Source organism: Microcoleus sp. K5-D4 (assembly GCF_036704575.1).
Lineage (GTDB): Bacteria > Cyanobacteriota > Cyanobacteriia > Cyanobacteriales > Microcoleaceae > Microcoleus.
Map to the genome: position 1 here is coordinate 21321 of NZ_JAUBSD010000049.1, position 17442 is coordinate 38762.

Genomic DNA, 17442 nt, shown 5'->3' on the forward strand with positions numbered 1-17442 from the left:
GGGCTTAAATCTTCTAAGCCACACAATCTAAACAACTCTCAAATTAACCTTTGGGAGCGGGATCGGCAATGTATTGGAAAGTAGGTTCTGAGTTCCAAGGGCCGCGTTCATCCTTGCCATTTGTTGACAAGTTAAAGTAGAGATCCACAGTGGAATCTGGCGGAATATTACCGAACAGCGGATCGGTGAGTTTACCCAACGCTTCGAGAGCTTTCATGAACATTTCAGTGTGAGAAATTTCGCGAGTCAGCAGAAAGTGCAGGGTCTTTTTCGTTCCCATATCCGGTGCTAGTTTAATCAACTCTTCGTAGGTTTGGCGAGCTCCTGCTTCCGCACCGATATTAGCGCGTAAATCGCGCACTACATCGCCACCTTCGTTGACGTAAGCACCCGTCCAAGCTTGACCTTGGCTATCCAGCAAGTGCGGACCTACACCTCGCACCGCAAACAAAGTGCTTTTATAAGCTTCTGTTTGGTCAACGTTTTTGGTGTGCATTTCGATGAGTTTGCCCACCATTTCTAAGTGGCTGAATTCTTCTATTGCAATATCTTGGAGCATATCCTTAATCCCTGCATCTTCACAGTGAAAGGACTGCACCCAGTATTGCAGAGCTGCTGTGAGTTCTCCGGTTGCTCCGCCAAACTGTTCTAGGAGCAATTGGGCAAAACGGGGGTTGGCTTCGTCTACTGTCACCGCAGCCATTAATTGTTTTTTGTGAAAAAACATGGATCGATACCTCTTTTAATTCTGTTGTTACAGTCTCTGGATTGCAGACTTGTAGCTGTGTTCACCTTCAGCATCCATTGTGCGACAAGCGATCGCACCGAACCTCGGTCGCTGGTTACATCTAGCGCGACAAATTTCTCTGCTTTCAGGTAGAGTTTAAAGTTAAAATTTTAGTTAGTTAGTCGGTATAAACATTACAATTTAGGAGCAGCATTATTGTCGCACTCGGTTAATTTTGCTGACAGGGCATCGAGATGCCGCAGCCACTGAATGCCGCCAACCCAACTGCGAGAGGGGAGGTGTCCGATTGGTGCTTGCTGACTAAATTTAATCTGCCCTAAAGTATTAGCAGAATTGTAGGTTTGCCAGTTGACCCGATCGCAAAATCTGATATAGTCTCCCTTAACGCTTTCATAAATCTGCTTTTGGACGCTGAAGCCAAACCGACCTTGACTGTAGCGCAACCAAAGGCGATCGAGTGTTTGCAAATCTTCGCAGGGAAGCTGGTAAATTTGGCTAATTTCTAGCTGAGTTCCCGGTTCCTGGGAAATAGATTGACACATCAGACCCCAAGTTTCGCGATCGGCTTCTTTCCACTTTTTGTTAGACAAAAAATCGCGCAGTTTGGTATAATCAACTCCCCGTGCAGAAATTAGGGTTGGCTTGATATTTGAAGTATTTGAAGTAACAGATAAGGAAAAATCTTCTGCACAATCGGCGACGGCATTGGTCGGTAAAATTAGAGAATCAGGAGTTTGTAGGGCGCTGAGATCGGTTGAGTTGTCGCTATTATCGAGAGCAGGAGCGATCGGCATTTTGGGCGAAAGCAAATTTTGATCGCGAATATCTAAAGCTGCTTGGATATCTTGCAAAACTTCCGCAGCAAAACTGTACCGCTGAGTGAGACGAGTTTGCAGCAATTTATCTAAAATTTCACCTAACTCGTCGCTAAGACTCGTGGCTTTAGGGAGAAACTCGCGCCACCACCAGCGCTCGTTGTCGCAGTCGTACATATCCAAGGGAGGAACTTGCGTCATTAGGCGAATGCAAGTAACACCTAAACTGTAAAGGTCGCTAGCAGGAAATACTTTGCCGCGCATTTGTTCGGGAGCTACATAATCTTGACTGCCGATGACCGTTGCTGGACGAAGCATAGCTGAATCAGTCAGCAGTTTGGCAATGCCGAAATCGATCAATACGAGTTTGTTGTCTGACTGTCGGCGGATAATATTTTCAGGTTTGATGTCGCGGTGAATGATGCGCTTGTCGTGGATAAATTGCAGCACGGGCAATAAGTCTTGCAGCAGTTGCCAAATTTGCTCTTCATCGTATACACTCTTGTCTAATTCTTGTTTAAGAGTCGATCCCTCTATAAACTCTTGAACTAAATAAATATGACCTTCTTGTTCAAAGCAGGCTAATAATGTAGGGATTTGCGGGTGTTTTCCTAGTTCGTCTAAACGGACGCCTTCTTGCCGAAATAATTCAACGGCTTTGTTGAAAATTTCGGGGTCACGGTCGTAAAAATAAAATTGCTTGACTGCACAGGGGGGTAGAGATGGGATGTCTTCATCAATTGCTAGAAAAGTTTTACCAAATCCGCCTCTACCTAAAAGTTCAATCGGGCGATATCGCTGTCTCAGCACCAGGTTAAAGCCGCAGTTTAAGCAAAATTGTGCGGCGTTGGAGTTCTGAGGATTTTGACATTCAGGGTTCACACAGTAGCTCATATCGATTTTAGATTTTAGATTTTAAATTTTAGATTGCGGACAAGACTTTTTTTTAAACGAACCGCGCAGACGCGAAGCGGCGCGAAGGAATAGGGAAGAGAGAAGAGAGAGAAAAGGGATGGTGGAAAACTCATGCGGTGTGGGATAAGCTGTCCCGCTTCGGGCGTTGTATTTTTCGGGCGGGCGGGACACCCCACAAGCATTTCATCTGAGATGTTGCCCCATTCTCAATAAGGCTTTTAGGGGCGGGCTAGAATATCCCACCCTAAAAGAAATTCATTCTTTGTGGAACAGGCAAGATGCCTGTTCTTAAAAATGGTGCCAGAGGTGAGTTTTATCAAACAGGACTGTGAAATGTAGATGCGCCTGGGGTGATAAGGCTATTTTAATGCGCTAGATCGAATCGGGACGCTACCAGATCTGCCGAACCCACGCCGCATGAGTGCTGGGGGCGAGATAATTGCCGATCGCACAAGCCGATCGCACAGAGCGAAAATTGTGCTAAACTCTTACTGTGCCTGGAATTTAAGGCACAATCGATCTGTCTGGTTCAGGGACGCTCAGAAATATTTCAAAATATTTTTGCCTTACCCCTAGACTTGTGCTGAGATCTGATGCTATAGTTAAAACTGATACGGCGAGCGTAGCCAAGTGGTTAAGGCAGTGGTTTGTGGTACCACCATTCGTGGGTTCAAGTCCCATCGTTCGCCCTTTTGATTCTCAACAGTTTAATTAGATCGCCCGTCGCCTGTATGGTAATTTGCGATGGTCGTAGGGTGTGCATTGCACACCTTAATTTTTTTTGGGATGTCGCGGTTCTGTCGCCACAAGTTCCGATGTGCTAATCTTAAATCCAATCTAAAATCTAAAATCTAACATCTAACATCAAAATATGCCATCTTTAGTAACAGAAGATTGGGGATATAAATTTAGTGGCGATCGCACAATTAATAAGTTTATTCGGGATATAGAAGGAGAAGCAGCTTTAGGGAAATATTGCGATTGGGAATGCAAAGAACGTGCGGAAATTCTGATGTCGGAGATAGCTGGCAAATCCCACAATCTTTTCTACGTCCGCCGCCAAAAGGTAAATGAGAGATTTTCTGAAGAAGAAATCTGGGAATTGCTGCTTGCTACGGATGGAGATGATTTTGAATTACCCCAATTGTTGCAAAAAGCCGATCGCACTTTGCGGTTGTTAGCAACTGTACGCTGTGAAGACGGAATTGGCGGTTTAAAACTGCTGGATGCTGGTTTGGTGGCGGTTCCCAGAGGGAGGAAAGATGGGTATGCTTTGCCGGTTCAGTTGCGACTTTTGGCTAACAGTCGATCGCCAATTCCTGTAAAGTCGATCGCCCGCGTCCAACAAATGCCATTTTGGGACGACAGACACATACCAACTACGGAACAACTAAAAGTTTGGCATACTTTTTTAAATGTAGAAAAACGCATCGCGGAAGCGCGTCAATTTTGCGTACCTTTTCGCGGTCATAATTACGGTTCCGGCTTCAAAATCGTCACTTTTGAAATTGATCGTAATTCCGCAACTCTTGACGGCTACGAGGAAAATCCCTTAGAATTCGGCGACTTTCGCGACAGGCTAAAAAAAGCCAGAAATGAAGAAATTATCCTATTTGATTCGCCGCCAGGAAGCAGAAGCAGCCGCGATGGAGAGACATTGGGTAGCATCGCTGAAATTGACTTTGAACATGGTAAATTACGGATTAAGTTAGATGTTGATTTAGGAACTCGCATGGCGGGCGGCAGATATCAAATGCCCAAACAAGGATTCTTATATTTTGAGGCTGCGGGCGATATCAGTCAGATCGAACGCAAGAAGAAAGCTTTAAAAATGCTGACAGATGGTCGCGCTCAAAATCCCTATTTGAGTGAGTTTTTATTCGACTCTTCTCAGGCGAGACTGCCTGAAAAACAGATTAAATTGGATCGGGAAAACTTATTAAATCGCAATGCTAATGACGACCAACTTGCTGCCGTAGAAACGGTGCTTTCGGCGCGGGATTTAATTTTGATTCAAGGCCCGCCGGGAACGGGCAAAACGACTGTGATTGCGGAGATTTGCTATCAAATTGCCCGTCAGGGTGGTAAAACGCTCATTGCTTCGCAAGCAAATTTGGCTGTAGACAATGCTTTGAGTCGGTTAGTTCACAACCCGGCGATTCGGGCTTTGCGGAAGGGAAAAGCTCATAAGGTGCAGGAAGAAGGGCAGCCGTTTTTGGAGGAAAATGCGATCGGCACTTGGCTGCAAAATACGGCGACTGACTGCGAAGAAAAGCTCTCGCAGCGCCTGACTAATGTCAAATCTTTGCGGCAGTTGGTGGCAGAATCAGAGCGATTTACCGCCTACTGTGCCGCAGAGAAAGATTTTTTTAATGAACTCAAACACCTGCACGACAGTCAAGCAAATATTGAGGAAAAGTGCAACCAGCAAGCAGCAGCTTATGAAAAGATTTTAACCGAAAAAAGCGAGATTGAATCTCTAGTTAGCGGGCTAGGAAATTTGCTGGATGCGCCGAATGTCAACTGGGAATCTCCAGAAGTGGCCGAGTTTATGCCCAGACTAAAACCTTATTCAGAAGGCAATGTTTTAGTAGAAAACTTTATGGCAAATGTTCGCATTGCCACCAGCTATGCTACTCAAATCGGCTTCGATCGCCCTGCTTGCGGCGCGTTTGGGATTGGGGTTTGGCTGCAGGAAACTGTAGCAGGGCAAATATCAGAATTTAAGACGGCATTCGATCGCGCTGATGATGTTTGTCACGCTATGTCGGCGGTTGCGGAGTCGTTGCGGGTGTCGCGGCAGATGTCGGAGGCTGTGAATCAACTCGAATTGGGCGATCGGCAAAATCAGACACACCGCCACAATCTCGAACAGAAAATCAAGAATTTGGAACTGCGAAAAGCTGAAATTGCAGCCGTTGTCGTCGCCGTTGCACAGTGGATCGAGACGGCAGATACGGGACTTTATGAAGTCGTAAAAACTTGCTGGGAAACGGGCGCAATGCTCACGGATGATATGGTAGAATTGCCGGCAGGATTGCTGAAAATTGCCCGATCGCTCAAATTGCCGATCGTGCCGCCCAAATGCAAAATCAATTTGCCCGATTTGGATCGGTTGCAAAAGGCGATATCCCACGAAGAAAGCGCCGGTTTTAAGGACATACAAGGGCAACAGTTCCGGTTTAGCGAGTTTCTGCACTTAAATTTGAGTCAAACGCCGATCGTGCTCTCTGCGGGCGATCGTACACAGTGGCAACAACTCGCCAAAGACTTCGCCAGCTATTCCCAAGTCAGCCAAAGTCAGCGCAAATTTATCATCGAAAAAGCTCGCACTTTCTTAGGTAGCATTCAACAATTTTATAGTGAATCATTGCACCCAAATCATATCCAGTCTACCTTCGATCGCCTAGTCAAAGAATTGCTGCACAGTATCCTCGCAAATGCCCGTCAGTGCGTGGTTCCCCTGAAAACTGAAACCGAACAGCAGCTTATCAAACAGCAACAGTTATTAGATAAAATCGGTCAAACATTGAACCAGCAGCAAATCTCCGCCGCTAAACTTCAGGTAGAAACAGCGCAGCAAGAGGCTAACTTAAAAATTAGTGAAGTTACTAATTTGTTGCAAGCAATTGTCCCACAGCCAAATGTACCTGAAAAGTTGCGGATTTTATCCGAACAATATCTAGCCCAAAAATCGAATATTTGGGAGCAACCGCAGCAGTTTGTCAAGCAAGTTGATGCTTGGAAAGCAAGCACGATTCAGCTTGAAAAATCCATTGCCGATCTAGACCCTTTTGGGGTTTTGGAGACCATCAAAAACACTCTTGACGAGCATTTATCCCCGCTACAAACTGCGGCTGCAACTTTGCAGCAGCAACTCGCCCAACTTCAAGCAGAGTTGAGCGAAATTAACGATCAACTCCAACAGCAGCAACCAACACCAGCATTACTTCTTGAGAGAAATTGGTGGGAGTCAGCATGGCAAACTATCCCGACTCAATACCAGCCCGAAGTTCCGAATACAGGATTATTCACCGTAGCTTTTTTAAACAAAATTAAGCGTTTATTCAAAACTTGGGAGCGGAAATTAGAACAAGAAGAAACAGCCCTAAATCGTTCTCAAAGCTTTGTAACAGATTGGATTCAAAAACTCCGCAATCCATCAGAAAAAGACCGCAACGATTTAAAGCAAATTTATATTGACAATGCCAACGTGATCGGCATTACTTGCGTGCAAGCTGCTAGCTTCGATTTTACTAAAAACTTTCCCAGCTTTGATGCAGTCATCATTGACGAAGTTAGCAAATGCACTCCCCCAGAGTTATTAATTCCCGCTTTGAAAGGCAGAAAGTTAGTATTAGTGGGCGATCACAGGCAATTGCCGCCGATGTTTAATCAAAGTACGATCGACGATATTGCCGAAGACATCGGCTGTACCGGAGACGAACTTAGCTTTATTAAAGAATCGCTGTTCAAAGTTTTGTTTGAAAATGCCAGCGACAGCATCAAAAAAATGCTGACAACTCAGTATCGAATGCACCCACAAATCATGGGCGCAATCAATCAATTTTACCAGCAAAAACTCAACTGTGGCATTCAGGAAGCTGACACCAAGCGCGCCCACAACCTGGCAGGTAGAATCATTCAAGAAAATAATCACATTCTGTGGGTGAAAACGCCGATAGGACAAGGGTTTGAAGAGGAAAAACAGGGCACTTCGCGGTTGAATGTCAAGGAGATTGATGCGATCGAGCGTTTGTGCGAACAAATGGACACAGCTTGGCAGCCCAAAGTTGCTGACGGTGAACCGCCGAAAGAAATCGGAATCATCACTTTTTATGCTGCTCAATTAAATGCAATTAAAGACAGAATCGAAGGCGAAAGATTCCCTGCTTTGAGCATCCGCACTGGTACGGTTGACATATTTCAAGGCATGGAAAGACCTGTAATTATTGTCAGCACAGTGTGCAATAATGTTAGGGGCGATATTGGATTTGCTAAGGAACCGGAACGGGTGAATGTGGCATTTTCCCGCGCTCAAGAATTGCTGGTAGTTGTCGGCTGCCACGATTTATTTACCCAACAAACAGGTACAGTGGGAAAAATGTATCAGGAAGTTTCAAAAACGGTGCGTCACTGCGGAGGTTTTGTAGATGTTTCTAGCGTCCTCAACTAAACCCATAGACTCGAATTTAAGTTCGCTAGCCGAACAAATTGAGCAACAAAATCCGGGTTTGTCAGTGTTGGCGGCGCGTCAATTCCGCTTTGCAATCCGCCAAACTCCGCTGGAGGTGGCGGTTAGCGAACCGCGCGAGTTTAACGTGTTGGAAGAGTTCATTTTGCGGGCGGGTGTTGAGTTTGAACCTGCGCCTACTTTGAAGGAATTGGCGGATTTGCTGGGGTTGGACGAGATTTTTGTGAAGACTACGGCGGCGACTCTGGTTAGTTTGGAAAGCTTGGAGGTGGCGGAAAATGGGCAAATTGCGATCGCCCCGCAAGGTAGAGATTTTTTCGAGAAAGGTGCCGTTAGTCGATCGCAAATTCAATCAATTTATGCCATTTCCGATCCGCTGAATCAAATTCTTACCTTTAAATTTGATCCTTTAGCGACAGAATCGGTCAACTTGCCAGATTTAGCAGATTTAGTCTCGCTAGAACATAAAATTAGCGACCTTGCGAATTTAAGTCTAGCAGAAATCCAGCCGTTAATTCAAGCTTCCGGCTTAGGAATTCACGTCCCCGAAAACGGCAAAATTGTCTCTGCTTGCGATGTCGTCGGCGACGATTTAGATATTTGGCAAACAGTTTCGATTTTTGTGTTGTTAGATGCGATCGAAAATAAAACTACTATTCAAGCCAGACAGGGAAAGCAAATATTAGAAACAGCATCAAACCGACTCAACGAACTTGAATCCCAGCAAAAACTTTCCTTAAATGACTTGTGCAAATTAGCCCCCGACATCGCACAGCAAGAATCCGAGACAATCCCCGTCCCGAAAACTCCTAAAAAGCCATCTAAGAAGAAACCCAAGAAAACGATATGATGAGGACTAAATTCCTGATTGCGAACTGGTTTGTAGTAAGGACTTTAGTCCTGATTAACTGATATCTTGCACCATTCTCAATTACTTGTTTAGGAACGGGCAAGATGCCCGTTCCACAATAAAATCAAGTTTTGTGGAACGGGCATCTTGCCCGTTCTTGACAAGAGTACAACATATAACTATTAACCAACAAAGGAGGTAATTGTGCAATATACTTAGATTCCCAACTTCTTGAAGAAGTCGGGGATCTAATTCGCCCTACTGAGCCTTAACGCATTTCAGCATCCGCAAAGTAGTCGCGGCCGCGTAATTCTGCTTTGCAGAATCATTCGCAGCAAACCGATCGCCAATTTCGTTAATAGCGGCAGCAACAGAACAATAATAAGACCTTTGAGTAAAAATAGAAGCAGCCCAATAATTCTGAGTGTCTGAAAAAGTTTTAGACGGCTCTTTAGCAACTAAATCCCGGTTCATTCCCCGGGCAGAGAAACCAAATTCCGCCGCTCGACGGAGCACCGCCATCAATTCAGCGCGAGTGACGGACTGCGTAGGTTTAAAAGTTCAATCTTGATAACTGCTAACTATCTTGTTTTCCCGCGCAAATAGAACTTTTCAGGCACTCCAGCGGAGAATATCAACATCGCTATAGGGACGGATAGAAACATTGCTAGGAAATGTAATATAGCATCTTGTATTCTTTTCCAGGATTCCAATACTAAAGATACCAATTGCTCTCTGGTAACAGCAAGTTGCAGCCGAAAGGTATTATTTTGAGAAAACCGGGCTACAAATCCAAAGCCCACAGCTTCTTTAATTTCGGAAGCGTAGATATCATCGGTAGCTATCTCCGAATTGTAGAAAAGCCAGTATGGCCTACGGTATTGGTATTTCCTGCGGTATTGTCTGCGGTATTGGTATTTCCTGCGGTATTGGCTGCGGTGATGGCTGCGGTATTGGCTGCGGTGATGGCTGCGTTATTGGCTGCGGTGATGGCTGCGGTATTGGTATTGGTATTGGTATTGGCTGCGGTATTGCTTCGGTATTGCCTCCGGTATTGCCTCCGGTATTGCCAATTTCTCCCGGTGCGGATTGATTGGTAGTGAAATAAAAGTGGCCTAATGTGCGGCCTTGGTAAGCTCTTTTGCTCAAGCGCCAAGCAGGATCGAGACTGATTTTCATGAAGTCGTTTACATCGCCGTTTGTGCGACCGATAATCACCGATTTACCTTGGTAATCTACCGGAGTTCCAATTAGTAGAACATTGCCATCAACAGTTTCCAAAGTTAGGGTGTATTTTAATGCTAAATCGGTGCCTGCCATGCGAATTGAAAAGCCGTTGCTGTCTGTTGCGCGGCCACAAATACCTGTGAAATCAAAACTAACTAATAATGGATCGACTTTTACGGGATTAGAGCCACTTTCGCTCCAGCATTTTCGCTTGTCAGATACTTGTTCTAGAATTAGCAATTGGTAGCCGCCGGAAGGGCGGGGTTGGGCGATGACAATTACTCGGTCTTGGTTAATGTCGGTTTCGTCAAAAGTAAATGCTTTAGCCGAACCGATCGCGCCAAGTGTTAAAATTGCTGAACCTGCCAGTGCGGCCACTGTTCGTGCCAATGAATGTTTCATGATTTTTCCCTATTGGCTCCTTATTGTGATGAGACTTATCTAGAATATAAAAAATTCGCCCTCTTCCAACAACAAGATAGAATTTTACCATCTCTTGTTCCGGTGCTACCAAGTGCGATCGATCGGCGATCGTCACCTTGGTTCGTAGTGAGAACTAAAGTCCGAGCGAATTTTTATCAGGATTTGAGTCCTCACTACAAAGTTATAACCGTTATTTTAGCGAGGAACTTGATAAGCTGTTCGGCCTCTAAATTGTATTTTCCGGGCGGGCGGGACGCCCACTCCACAATAATTTAAGGGAAGTTGACAGTAAAATTGGCATGAGCCTGGGCTTATTACTTGCGAGAAACGATCGCACAGTTCACAAAAAAACGGTGCGTTACACTTGGTTAACGCACCCTAAAACAAACATTCAAAAAGCGCCTTTCCTGTCTAGCGGAACATACTGCTAACAGAACTATCTTCGTGAATCCGCCAAATAGTTTCTCCGAGCAAATTGGCTACCGAAAGCACCGTCAACTGCTTAAAACGGTTCTCTTCCGGCACAGGAATTGTATTCGTAACAATTACCTCTTCCAAAATCCCGCTAGACAAGCGCTCGATCGCCGGAGGCGAAAACACCGCATGAGTAGCACAAGCATAAACCTGCCTCGCACCCTCGCGGCGCAACAATCTCGCACCTTCAGAAATCGTGCCGGCAGTATCGATCATGTCGTCCACCAACACAGCAGTTTTGCCCCTGACATCACCGATAAGATTCATCACTTCTGCCACGTTGTGAGCTTGGCGGCGCTTGTCAATAATTGCCAGGGGAGCATCACCAAGCTTTTTGGCAAAAGCTCTCGCCCTAGCGACTCCGCCAACATCCGGCGAAACCACAACAATATCCGTCAATTGCTTGCTCGCCAGATAATCCAAAAGCACCGGCGAACCGTAAACGTGATCGAAAGGAATGTCAAAATAACCTTGAATCTGAGCTGAGTGCAAATCCATCGCCAAAATGCGACCGGCCCCAGCTTCCGTAATCAAATTAGCCACTAATTTTGCAGTAATCGACTCTCTTCCGGCCGTTTTGCGGTCAGCCCTAGCATATCCGTAATAGGGGATGACGGCAGTAATTTGTCTGGCCGAAGCGCGCCGACAAGCATCGATCATAATTAACAATTCCATGAGGCGATCGTTTACCGGACAGCAAGTTGGCTGAATCAAGTAAACATCGCAACCCCGAATTGATTCTTGAATTTGAACGTAGAGTTCCCCATCAGCAAACCGCTTGCGAACCATCGGCCCCAAATCGATCCCCAGATAGCGAGCCACCTCTTGGGCGAGAGGAACATTAGCAGAACCGGAGAACAGCCGCAGACGGTCATGAGCGGAAACCGGCGGCTCGGGAAGCGGAAGCGGTAAAGTAGCAGAACGGATCACAGCAGGCCTCTTGCAGGACGTTTATTCCATCGCTATCTTACCATCTGAAACTAGAAATATTCAGCCAATTTTTTAATAGATTTAACATTCGGGGCGGCCACAAGTGTGAAGTTAGGCGAATTGAATAGGACTTGCAGAAATATGTCCAACAAATCCGGTTTCTACCCCACATTCGGTACCCTTAACGGTCACAATCGGTTTTTACTTATTTTTATCCAGCCATAAAACTATGAATTATACTTTAATACCGTACATTAACGGATAAAAAACTTTTTAAAGGCATAATATATTACTGTAAAGATAGAGTTTCCTGCGTAATTATGCTGTGTGACACCCCAGGCTGTGGAATGTGGGTTGTAGCGAACTCTGTACTGGCAGAAGTACGATCGCACTTGTGTCCCTGCGTCTAAAAGTTTTGGCGTGAGTCAATTTGGGACCGAGGCTGGAAGTCTAGCCGCCCAAAATTCAGCCGAAGGCCGAAGGCATCCGGGTTCAATGCGATAAAAATGCCACCAACAGGCAATAAACTTGAAAAATACTGTAAAAAAAGTTAAGAATCGGAAGCATACTCCAGATTTTTGATATCGGGCAAAGCAAGGTAGAAATCGATGAGCTTAAGAGAACGCATTGACGAAGAAATCAAAGCAGCCATGAAGTCCAAGGACAAAGTTCGCTTGGAAACAGTTCGCGGCATCAAGAAATTTATTCTCGAAAAAGAAGTCAGCCTTCGTCCCTCCGGCCAAGAGACGCTGACAGAAGCTCAAGAAATGGAAATTTTGATGCAAATAGCCAAACAGCGCCGGGATTCGATCGAACAATACCGCAAAGGTGGTCGCGAAGATTTAGTGGCACAAGAGGAGGCGGAGTTGGCAATTGTTGAAGAGTATTTGCCGCCGCAGATGTCAGACGAAGAGGTGAGTCAAGTCGTTGACGAAGTGATTGCTTCGGTTGGCGCTACTTCTGCAAAAGATATGGGCAAGGTGATGGGCAAGGCAATGCAGCAGCTTAAAGGCAAAGCAGACGGTAACAGAATTCAAGACATGGTGAAAGCAAAGCTTAACAGTTGACAGTTGACAGTTGGCAGTTGACAGCAGTCATTAGTCAGTAGACATCTCCCATAAATAATCTCAAGCTGTAAGGATTCAGGTCTAAAAACTTGCGGCTCCAACGCTTGTCTGGCAAGGGTTTTAGGGCAAAATAAGGGTTTTTGTCTTTCGTGGTTAATTGTCAATAAACGAGGAGAAGTGACAGTTTTTCGTGGTTTATTGAGAATAGAGATTGATTTAGTATCAAGCTCCATATCTAAAGTCTTTGCCCAGCAAGGAGTTCAGTGACCTGAATCCTTACCTCAAGCTTTATAGAGATGTATGGCTTAGGCCGAGGGGCGACAATTTATTAGGGCTAAGGCCAAAAAACCCGGTTTCTACGAAAAATCGTGCATTTCTCCCTTGAGATATTGACGCAGAAACCGGGTTTTCGAGCGGATTGGCGGGTTGTAAGCTGTGTATTTTCGTGAAAAAACCCGGTTTCTGACCATCCTTGCGTCCAAGAATGTCAAAAAAATGTAAAATACTAACTTTGGTCGGGACTGGGGACTACAGATAGTGAAGTATGCTCAAGAGCATTAAAGACATAGCATTACTAAGTCTGTGAGCGATCGTCTATTTTTTAACAGTTTTTACTTAAACTTATGCAGCCACCTATTGCTATTGGAACTCTCCTACAAAACCGCTACCGCTTGGTGAATATTTTAGGTCAAGGAGGATTTGGCCGGACTTATTTAGTAGAAGATTTGGGACGGTTTCAAGAACGCTGCGCCCTGAAGGAATTGATCCCAGTGCAAAGCGGGCCTTACGTTTTGGAAAAATCGAAGGAATTGTTTCAAAGAGAGGCGGCAATACTTTACCAAATTGGGCACCCGCAAATTCCCCAGTTTCGGGCAATATTTGAAGAGAACCAGCGTTTGTTTTTAGTGCAGGATTACGTGGAAGGGATGACTTACCGCGAACTGCTGCTCGATCGAACTTCAAATGGTCGCGCCTTCAGTGAAGCCGAAGTCTTGGTATTTATCCGGCAAATGCTGCCGGTACTCGCTCACATCCACGCCCGCGGCATCATCCACCGCGACATCTCCCCAGAAAATATCATCCGCAGGGAAAACGACCAAATGCCGGTGCTGATTGACTTTGGAGTGGTGAAGGAACTCGCCACCAAAGTCCAGTCTCCCGAAGGAACAGCCCACGCGACAACAGTCGGTAAAATCGGCTACGCGCCGATGGAACAGTTGCACAGCGGGCGAGCAACAGCCAGCAGCGACCTCTACGCTTTAGCTGTAACGGCGATCGTCCTGCTGACAGGCAAAGAACCGCAGGAATTGCTCGATCAAACAACGCTGCAGTGGAATTGGCAGCAGCAAGCGCAGGTGAGCACGGGTTTGGCTTTAGTGCTGAATCGGATGTTGAGCCGGTCTCCGGGCGATCGATATCAATCTGTCAGCGAAGTTGCCCAAGCACTCGACGCCCAAACTAATCCTAAGCCCAGCCAGCCAACTGTACCGCCCGCGCCCGCAGTGGTGCAGACAAACCCTTCGCTAATAGCAACGGTGGCCGTGGGCAGACCGCCCGAGCCAACCGTCGAGAGTTCCCCCCCGCCAAACCAGCCAGACCCGTTAATTGAGCCTGCTGGCGACACTTTTTGGGACAATCCCATCGCTGCGATCGGTCTGCTGGCGGGCTTAGTAATCTTGACTGGCTTCGGTTCCTGGGCCTTAGTCGGCTCATTTCTCAACAATTCGCGCCCCAAACCCACTCCGACACCGCCAGCACTTACAAGTCCGACGCCGACACTAACTCCGATACCAAACCCGCTACCTTTGCCAACCCCAACCCCGCAACCTTTGCCAACCCCAACCCCGCAACCTTTGCCGGAACCGAGCCCAGAACCTTTGCCGGAACCAACCCTAGAACCTTTGCCGGAACCGAGCCCAGAACCTTTGCCGGAACCGGACCCAGAACCTTTGCCGGAACCGAGCCCAGAACCTTTGCCGGAACCAAGCCCAGAACCAAGCCCAGCGCCAACTCCGACACCAAAACCGACGCCCGCGCCGACTCCCGCGCCCAAACCGACGCCCAAACCGACGCCCGCACCAACTCCCGCACCCAAACCGACGCCCGCGCCGTCGCCAACACCAGCACCAACTCCCGCGCCAACTCCTGCACCGTCGCCGGAACCGGCCCCAACACCCGCACCATCGCCGGAACCGGCCCCAACACCCGCACCGTCGCCGGAACCGGCCCCAACTCCTGCACCGTCGCCGGAACCGGAACCGGAACCCGCGCCGGAACCGGAACCAGCACCAACACCCGCACCATCGCCGGAACTCTAAACTTCTGGCAAAATTCCCCTAGACTGAGGTTGAGGCCAATTATTTGTTAGCTTTTTGCCAATGAACTCGCTGCTAATTGCTGGAACTGATACCGACGCGGGCAAAACTGTTTTGACCAGCGCTCTGGCTGCTTATTGGCAAATGTATTTTCCCGATCGCAGTTTGGGAATTATGAAGCTGTTGCAAACGGGAATAGGCGATCGCGAACTATACACTCGTTTATTTACCCTCGACCAATCCCCCGAAGAACTCAATCCGCTGCACTTTGATGCGCCTCTAGCACCGCCGATCGCCGCCGAACGGGAGGGGAGACGTATCGAACTCGAAAAGGTTTGGACGGCGTGGCAAAGCCTCTCTGAGCGCAAGGATTTTGTGTTGGTGGAAGCTTTGGGAGGACTCGGTTCGCCTGTAACGTGGGAACTGACGGTGGCCGATATTGCCAGGGATTGGCGGCTGAGGGGGGTTTTGGTAGTACCTGTGAGGTTGGGGGCGATCGGGCAAGCTGTAGCGAATGTTGCTCTCGCCAGACACACTGGTTTTAAGCTGAGAGGAATTGTGCTCAATTGCGTTAAAGCTTATTCGGAACAAGAAATTGCCGATCTAGCGCCCGTTGATTTGATCCAGTCGCTGACTCAAATACCTGTGTTGGGTATTTTGCCGCATTTAGATGACCCGACTGACCTTGCTAAATTAGCTAAAATTGCTTCAGATTTAGATTTAGAGCGGTTACTGCCAGGGGTTAATTTAGTTGCTCAGACTTCTAAATAACCCTATTCTAAACACATCTCTTTCTCATTCTTCTCTTCCTCTGCGTACTCTGCGCCCTCTGCAGTTCATAAAAAAATCTCCTGCACAACTGGGATAGGATTGAAGAATATTTTATTTTAACCGCAGAGACCGCAGAGACCGCAGAGAAAGAGAAGAGAGAGTTTCAGAACTTATTCTGGGCTGCTATAATTAGTGATTACCATTTATTTAAGTTATTAAATCTAAAACCTAATCAAAAAAAGGAGAATAAAACATGGTTTCTACTTTGCCGAATTTAACCTCTGTCGATTTATCTCAATTGCGGCTGGAGATTAGAAATTTGCAGCCTCAGCTAGTCGAATGGCGTCGCCTTTTGCACCAAAAGCCGGAGTTGAGTTTTGATGAAAATTTAACGGCGCAGTTTGTCTCGCAAAAGTTGCAGGAATGGGGCATAGATCATGAAACTAATATTGCTAAAACTGGTATTGTCGCAACTATAGACAGCGGCAAACCGGGGCGGGTTTTGGCAATTCGCGCGGATATGGATGCTTTGCCGATTCAAGAGGAAAATGAGGTGGATTATCGATCGCAGCATGATGGAATTATGCACGCTTGCGGTCACGACGGCCACACTGCGATCGCCCTCGGTACTGTCTGTTATCTCGCAAAGCACAAACACAGCTTTTCGGGTAAAGTAAAATTTATCTTTCAGCCCGCCGAAGAAGGCCCAGGGGGCGCAAAACCGATGATTGAAGCGGGAGTTTTGAAGAATCCTGATGTTGATGCGATCGTCGGCTTGCATTTGTGGAACAATCTGCCTTTAGGCACTGTAGGCGTCCGCAGCGGCGCTTTGATGGCGGCTGTCGAAGTTTTTGACTGCACGATTTTTGGCAAAGGTGGACACGGCGCAATGCCACATCAGACTGTGGACTCGATCGTAGTTACAGCCCAAATTGTCAGCGCTTTGCAGGCAATCGTCGCGCGGAACATTGACCCGATCGACTCAGCGGTAGTAACTGTCGGCAAATTCCACGCAGGCCACACCCACAACGTCATTGCCGATACCGCTCAAATCGGTGGCACGGTGCGCTATTTCAATCCTGCATATCAAGGTTATTTTGTAAAGCGAATCGAGCAAGTAATTGCCGGAATTTGTCAAAGTCACGGGGCAAATTACCAATTAGATTATTGTTCGCTTTATCCGCCAGTTATTAATGATTCGAGAATAGCTGAATTGGTGCGCGGGGTGGCAGAATCAGTTGTCGAAACTCCTGCAGGAATCGTTCCAGAATGTCAAACAATGGGCGGCGAGGATATGTCGTTCTTTTTGCAAGAAGTTCCCGGTTGCTATTTCTTTTTGGGTTCAGCAAATCCAGAGAAAAACTTAGCTTACCCGCACCATCACCCGCGTTTTGATTTTGATGAAACTGCCCTGGGGATGGGTGTAGAAATGTTTGTGCGGTGCGTAGAAAATTTTTGTGCGATGTAAATCAGGCTTTCAGGGGCGGGCTAGAAGCTTACCCCACAAGAAAATTTAGTTTTTCTAGAACAAGCAAATTCATGTATTGTGGAACAGGCATCTTGCCTGTTCATGAGTAATGGTACAACATCTCACATCTTGCACCATTCTCGATAAGCCTTTTATGGGCGGGCTAGAAGCCCACCCCACAAGAAAATTTAGTTTTTGTGGAACAAGCAAATTCATGTCTTGTGGAACAGGCATCTTGCCTGTTC

Annotated in this window: 11 protein-coding genes and 1 tRNA gene; 7 read left to right on the plus strand and 5 right to left on the minus strand. The window is 46.7% G+C overall.

Annotated features, from left to right (window positions below):
• Nucleotides 1-43 precede the first annotated feature (43 nt).
• Together QUA77_RS16560 and QUA77_RS16565 are read right to left on the minus strand one after the other, a co-directional pair.
• Nucleotides 44-727 (minus strand): manganese catalase family protein, encoded by a 684-nt coding sequence (locus tag QUA77_RS16560; protein WP_333036883.1) that lies wholly within the window; start codon nt 725-727, stop codon nt 44-46.
• A 194-nt stretch (nt 728-921) separates the two neighbouring features.
• Entirely contained in the window at nt 922-2457 is a 1536-nt protein-coding gene (locus QUA77_RS16565; protein WP_333451264.1) for a serine/threonine-protein kinase, read from the minus strand.
• A gap of 637 nt (nt 2458-3094) precedes the next feature.
• Here QUA77_RS16565 and QUA77_RS16570 point away from each other — a divergent pair.
• From QUA77_RS16570 to QUA77_RS16580, 3 genes are all read left to right on the plus strand, one after another.
• A tRNA-His gene (locus QUA77_RS16570) sits at nt 3095-3167 on the plus strand.
• A gap of 182 nt (nt 3168-3349) precedes the next feature.
• Entirely contained in the window at nt 3350-7654 is a 4305-nt protein-coding gene (locus tag QUA77_RS16575; RefSeq protein ID WP_333451266.1) for an AAA domain-containing protein, read from the plus strand.
• A complete protein-coding gene (locus QUA77_RS16580; RefSeq protein WP_333451268.1) occupies nt 7632-8522 on the plus strand; it encodes a hypothetical protein in 891 nt (296 codons plus the stop codon). Before QUA77_RS16575 ends, QUA77_RS16580 begins: the two co-directional genes overlap by 23 nt.
• A gap of 258 nt (nt 8523-8780) precedes the next feature.
• Here QUA77_RS16580 and QUA77_RS16585 read toward each other — a convergent pair whose 3' ends face one another.
• The 3 genes from QUA77_RS16585 to QUA77_RS16595 all read right to left on the minus strand — a co-directional run bounded on the left by QUA77_RS16585 (nt 8781) and on the right by QUA77_RS16595 (nt 11576).
• Entirely contained in the window at nt 8781-9044 is a 264-nt protein-coding gene (locus tag QUA77_RS16585) for a hypothetical protein (protein ID WP_333036879.1), read from the minus strand.
• Nucleotides 9045-9395: 351 nt separating this feature from the next.
• The gene (locus QUA77_RS16590; RefSeq protein ID WP_333451270.1) at nt 9396-10151 is read right to left on the minus strand and encodes a DUF3747 domain-containing protein; all 756 of its coding nucleotides are present in this window, start codon (nt 10149-10151) and stop codon (nt 9396-9398) included.
• Nucleotides 10152-10583: 432 nt separating this feature from the next.
• Nucleotides 10584-11576 (minus strand): ribose-phosphate pyrophosphokinase, encoded by a 993-nt coding sequence (locus QUA77_RS16595; RefSeq protein ID WP_190734335.1) that lies wholly within the window; start codon nt 11574-11576, stop codon nt 10584-10586.
• A 608-nt stretch (nt 11577-12184) separates the two neighbouring features.
• Here QUA77_RS16595 and QUA77_RS16600 point away from each other — a divergent pair.
• From QUA77_RS16600 to QUA77_RS16615, 4 genes are all read left to right on the plus strand, one after another.
• Nucleotides 12185-12643, plus strand: coding sequence for a GatB/YqeY domain-containing protein (locus QUA77_RS16600; RefSeq protein WP_006635515.1), 459 nt, complete (start codon nt 12185-12187; stop codon nt 12641-12643).
• Between the two features lie 623 nt (nt 12644-13266).
• Complete coding sequence (locus QUA77_RS16605) at nt 13267-14961, plus strand: serine/threonine-protein kinase (RefSeq protein WP_333451272.1); 1695 nt, start codon at nt 13267-13269, stop codon at nt 14959-14961.
• Between the two features lie 60 nt (nt 14962-15021).
• Complete coding sequence (gene bioD / locus QUA77_RS16610) at nt 15022-15729, plus strand: dethiobiotin synthase (protein WP_333451274.1); 708 nt, start codon at nt 15022-15024, stop codon at nt 15727-15729.
• A gap of 253 nt (nt 15730-15982) precedes the next feature.
• Complete coding sequence (locus QUA77_RS16615) at nt 15983-17197, plus strand: M20 family metallopeptidase (protein ID WP_333451276.1); 1215 nt, start codon at nt 15983-15985, stop codon at nt 17195-17197.
• Nucleotides 17198-17442 lie beyond the last annotated feature (245 nt).

Bases quoted from the DNA above. Each gene is read 5' to 3' on its own strand.
- QUA77_RS16560 (WP_333036883.1), bottom strand. From the start codon at position 727: ATGTTTTTTCACAAAAAACAATTAATGGCTGCGGTGACAGTAGACGAA.
- QUA77_RS16565 (WP_333451264.1), bottom strand. From the start codon at position 2,457: ATGAGCTACTGTGTGAACCCTGAATGTCAAAATCCTCAGAACTCCAAC.
- QUA77_RS16575 (WP_333451266.1), top strand. From the start codon at position 3,350: ATGCCATCTTTAGTAACAGAAGATTGGGGATATAAATTTAGTGGCGAT.
- QUA77_RS16580 (WP_333451268.1), top strand. From the start codon at position 7,632: ATGTTTCTAGCGTCCTCAACTAAACCCATAGACTCGAATTTAAGTTCG.
- QUA77_RS16585 (WP_333036879.1), bottom strand. From the start codon at position 9,044: ATGGCGGTGCTCCGTCGAGCGGCGGAATTTGGTTTCTCTGCCCGGGGA.
- QUA77_RS16590 (WP_333451270.1), bottom strand. From the start codon at position 10,151: ATGAAACATTCATTGGCACGAACAGTGGCCGCACTGGCAGGTTCAGCA.
- QUA77_RS16600 (WP_006635515.1), top strand. From the start codon at position 12,185: ATGAGCTTAAGAGAACGCATTGACGAAGAAATCAAAGCAGCCATGAAG.
- QUA77_RS16605 (WP_333451272.1), top strand. From the start codon at position 13,267: ATGCAGCCACCTATTGCTATTGGAACTCTCCTACAAAACCGCTACCGC.
- bioD (WP_333451274.1), top strand. From the start codon at position 15,022: ATGAACTCGCTGCTAATTGCTGGAACTGATACCGACGCGGGCAAAACT.
- QUA77_RS16615 (WP_333451276.1), top strand. From the start codon at position 15,983: ATGGTTTCTACTTTGCCGAATTTAACCTCTGTCGATTTATCTCAATTG.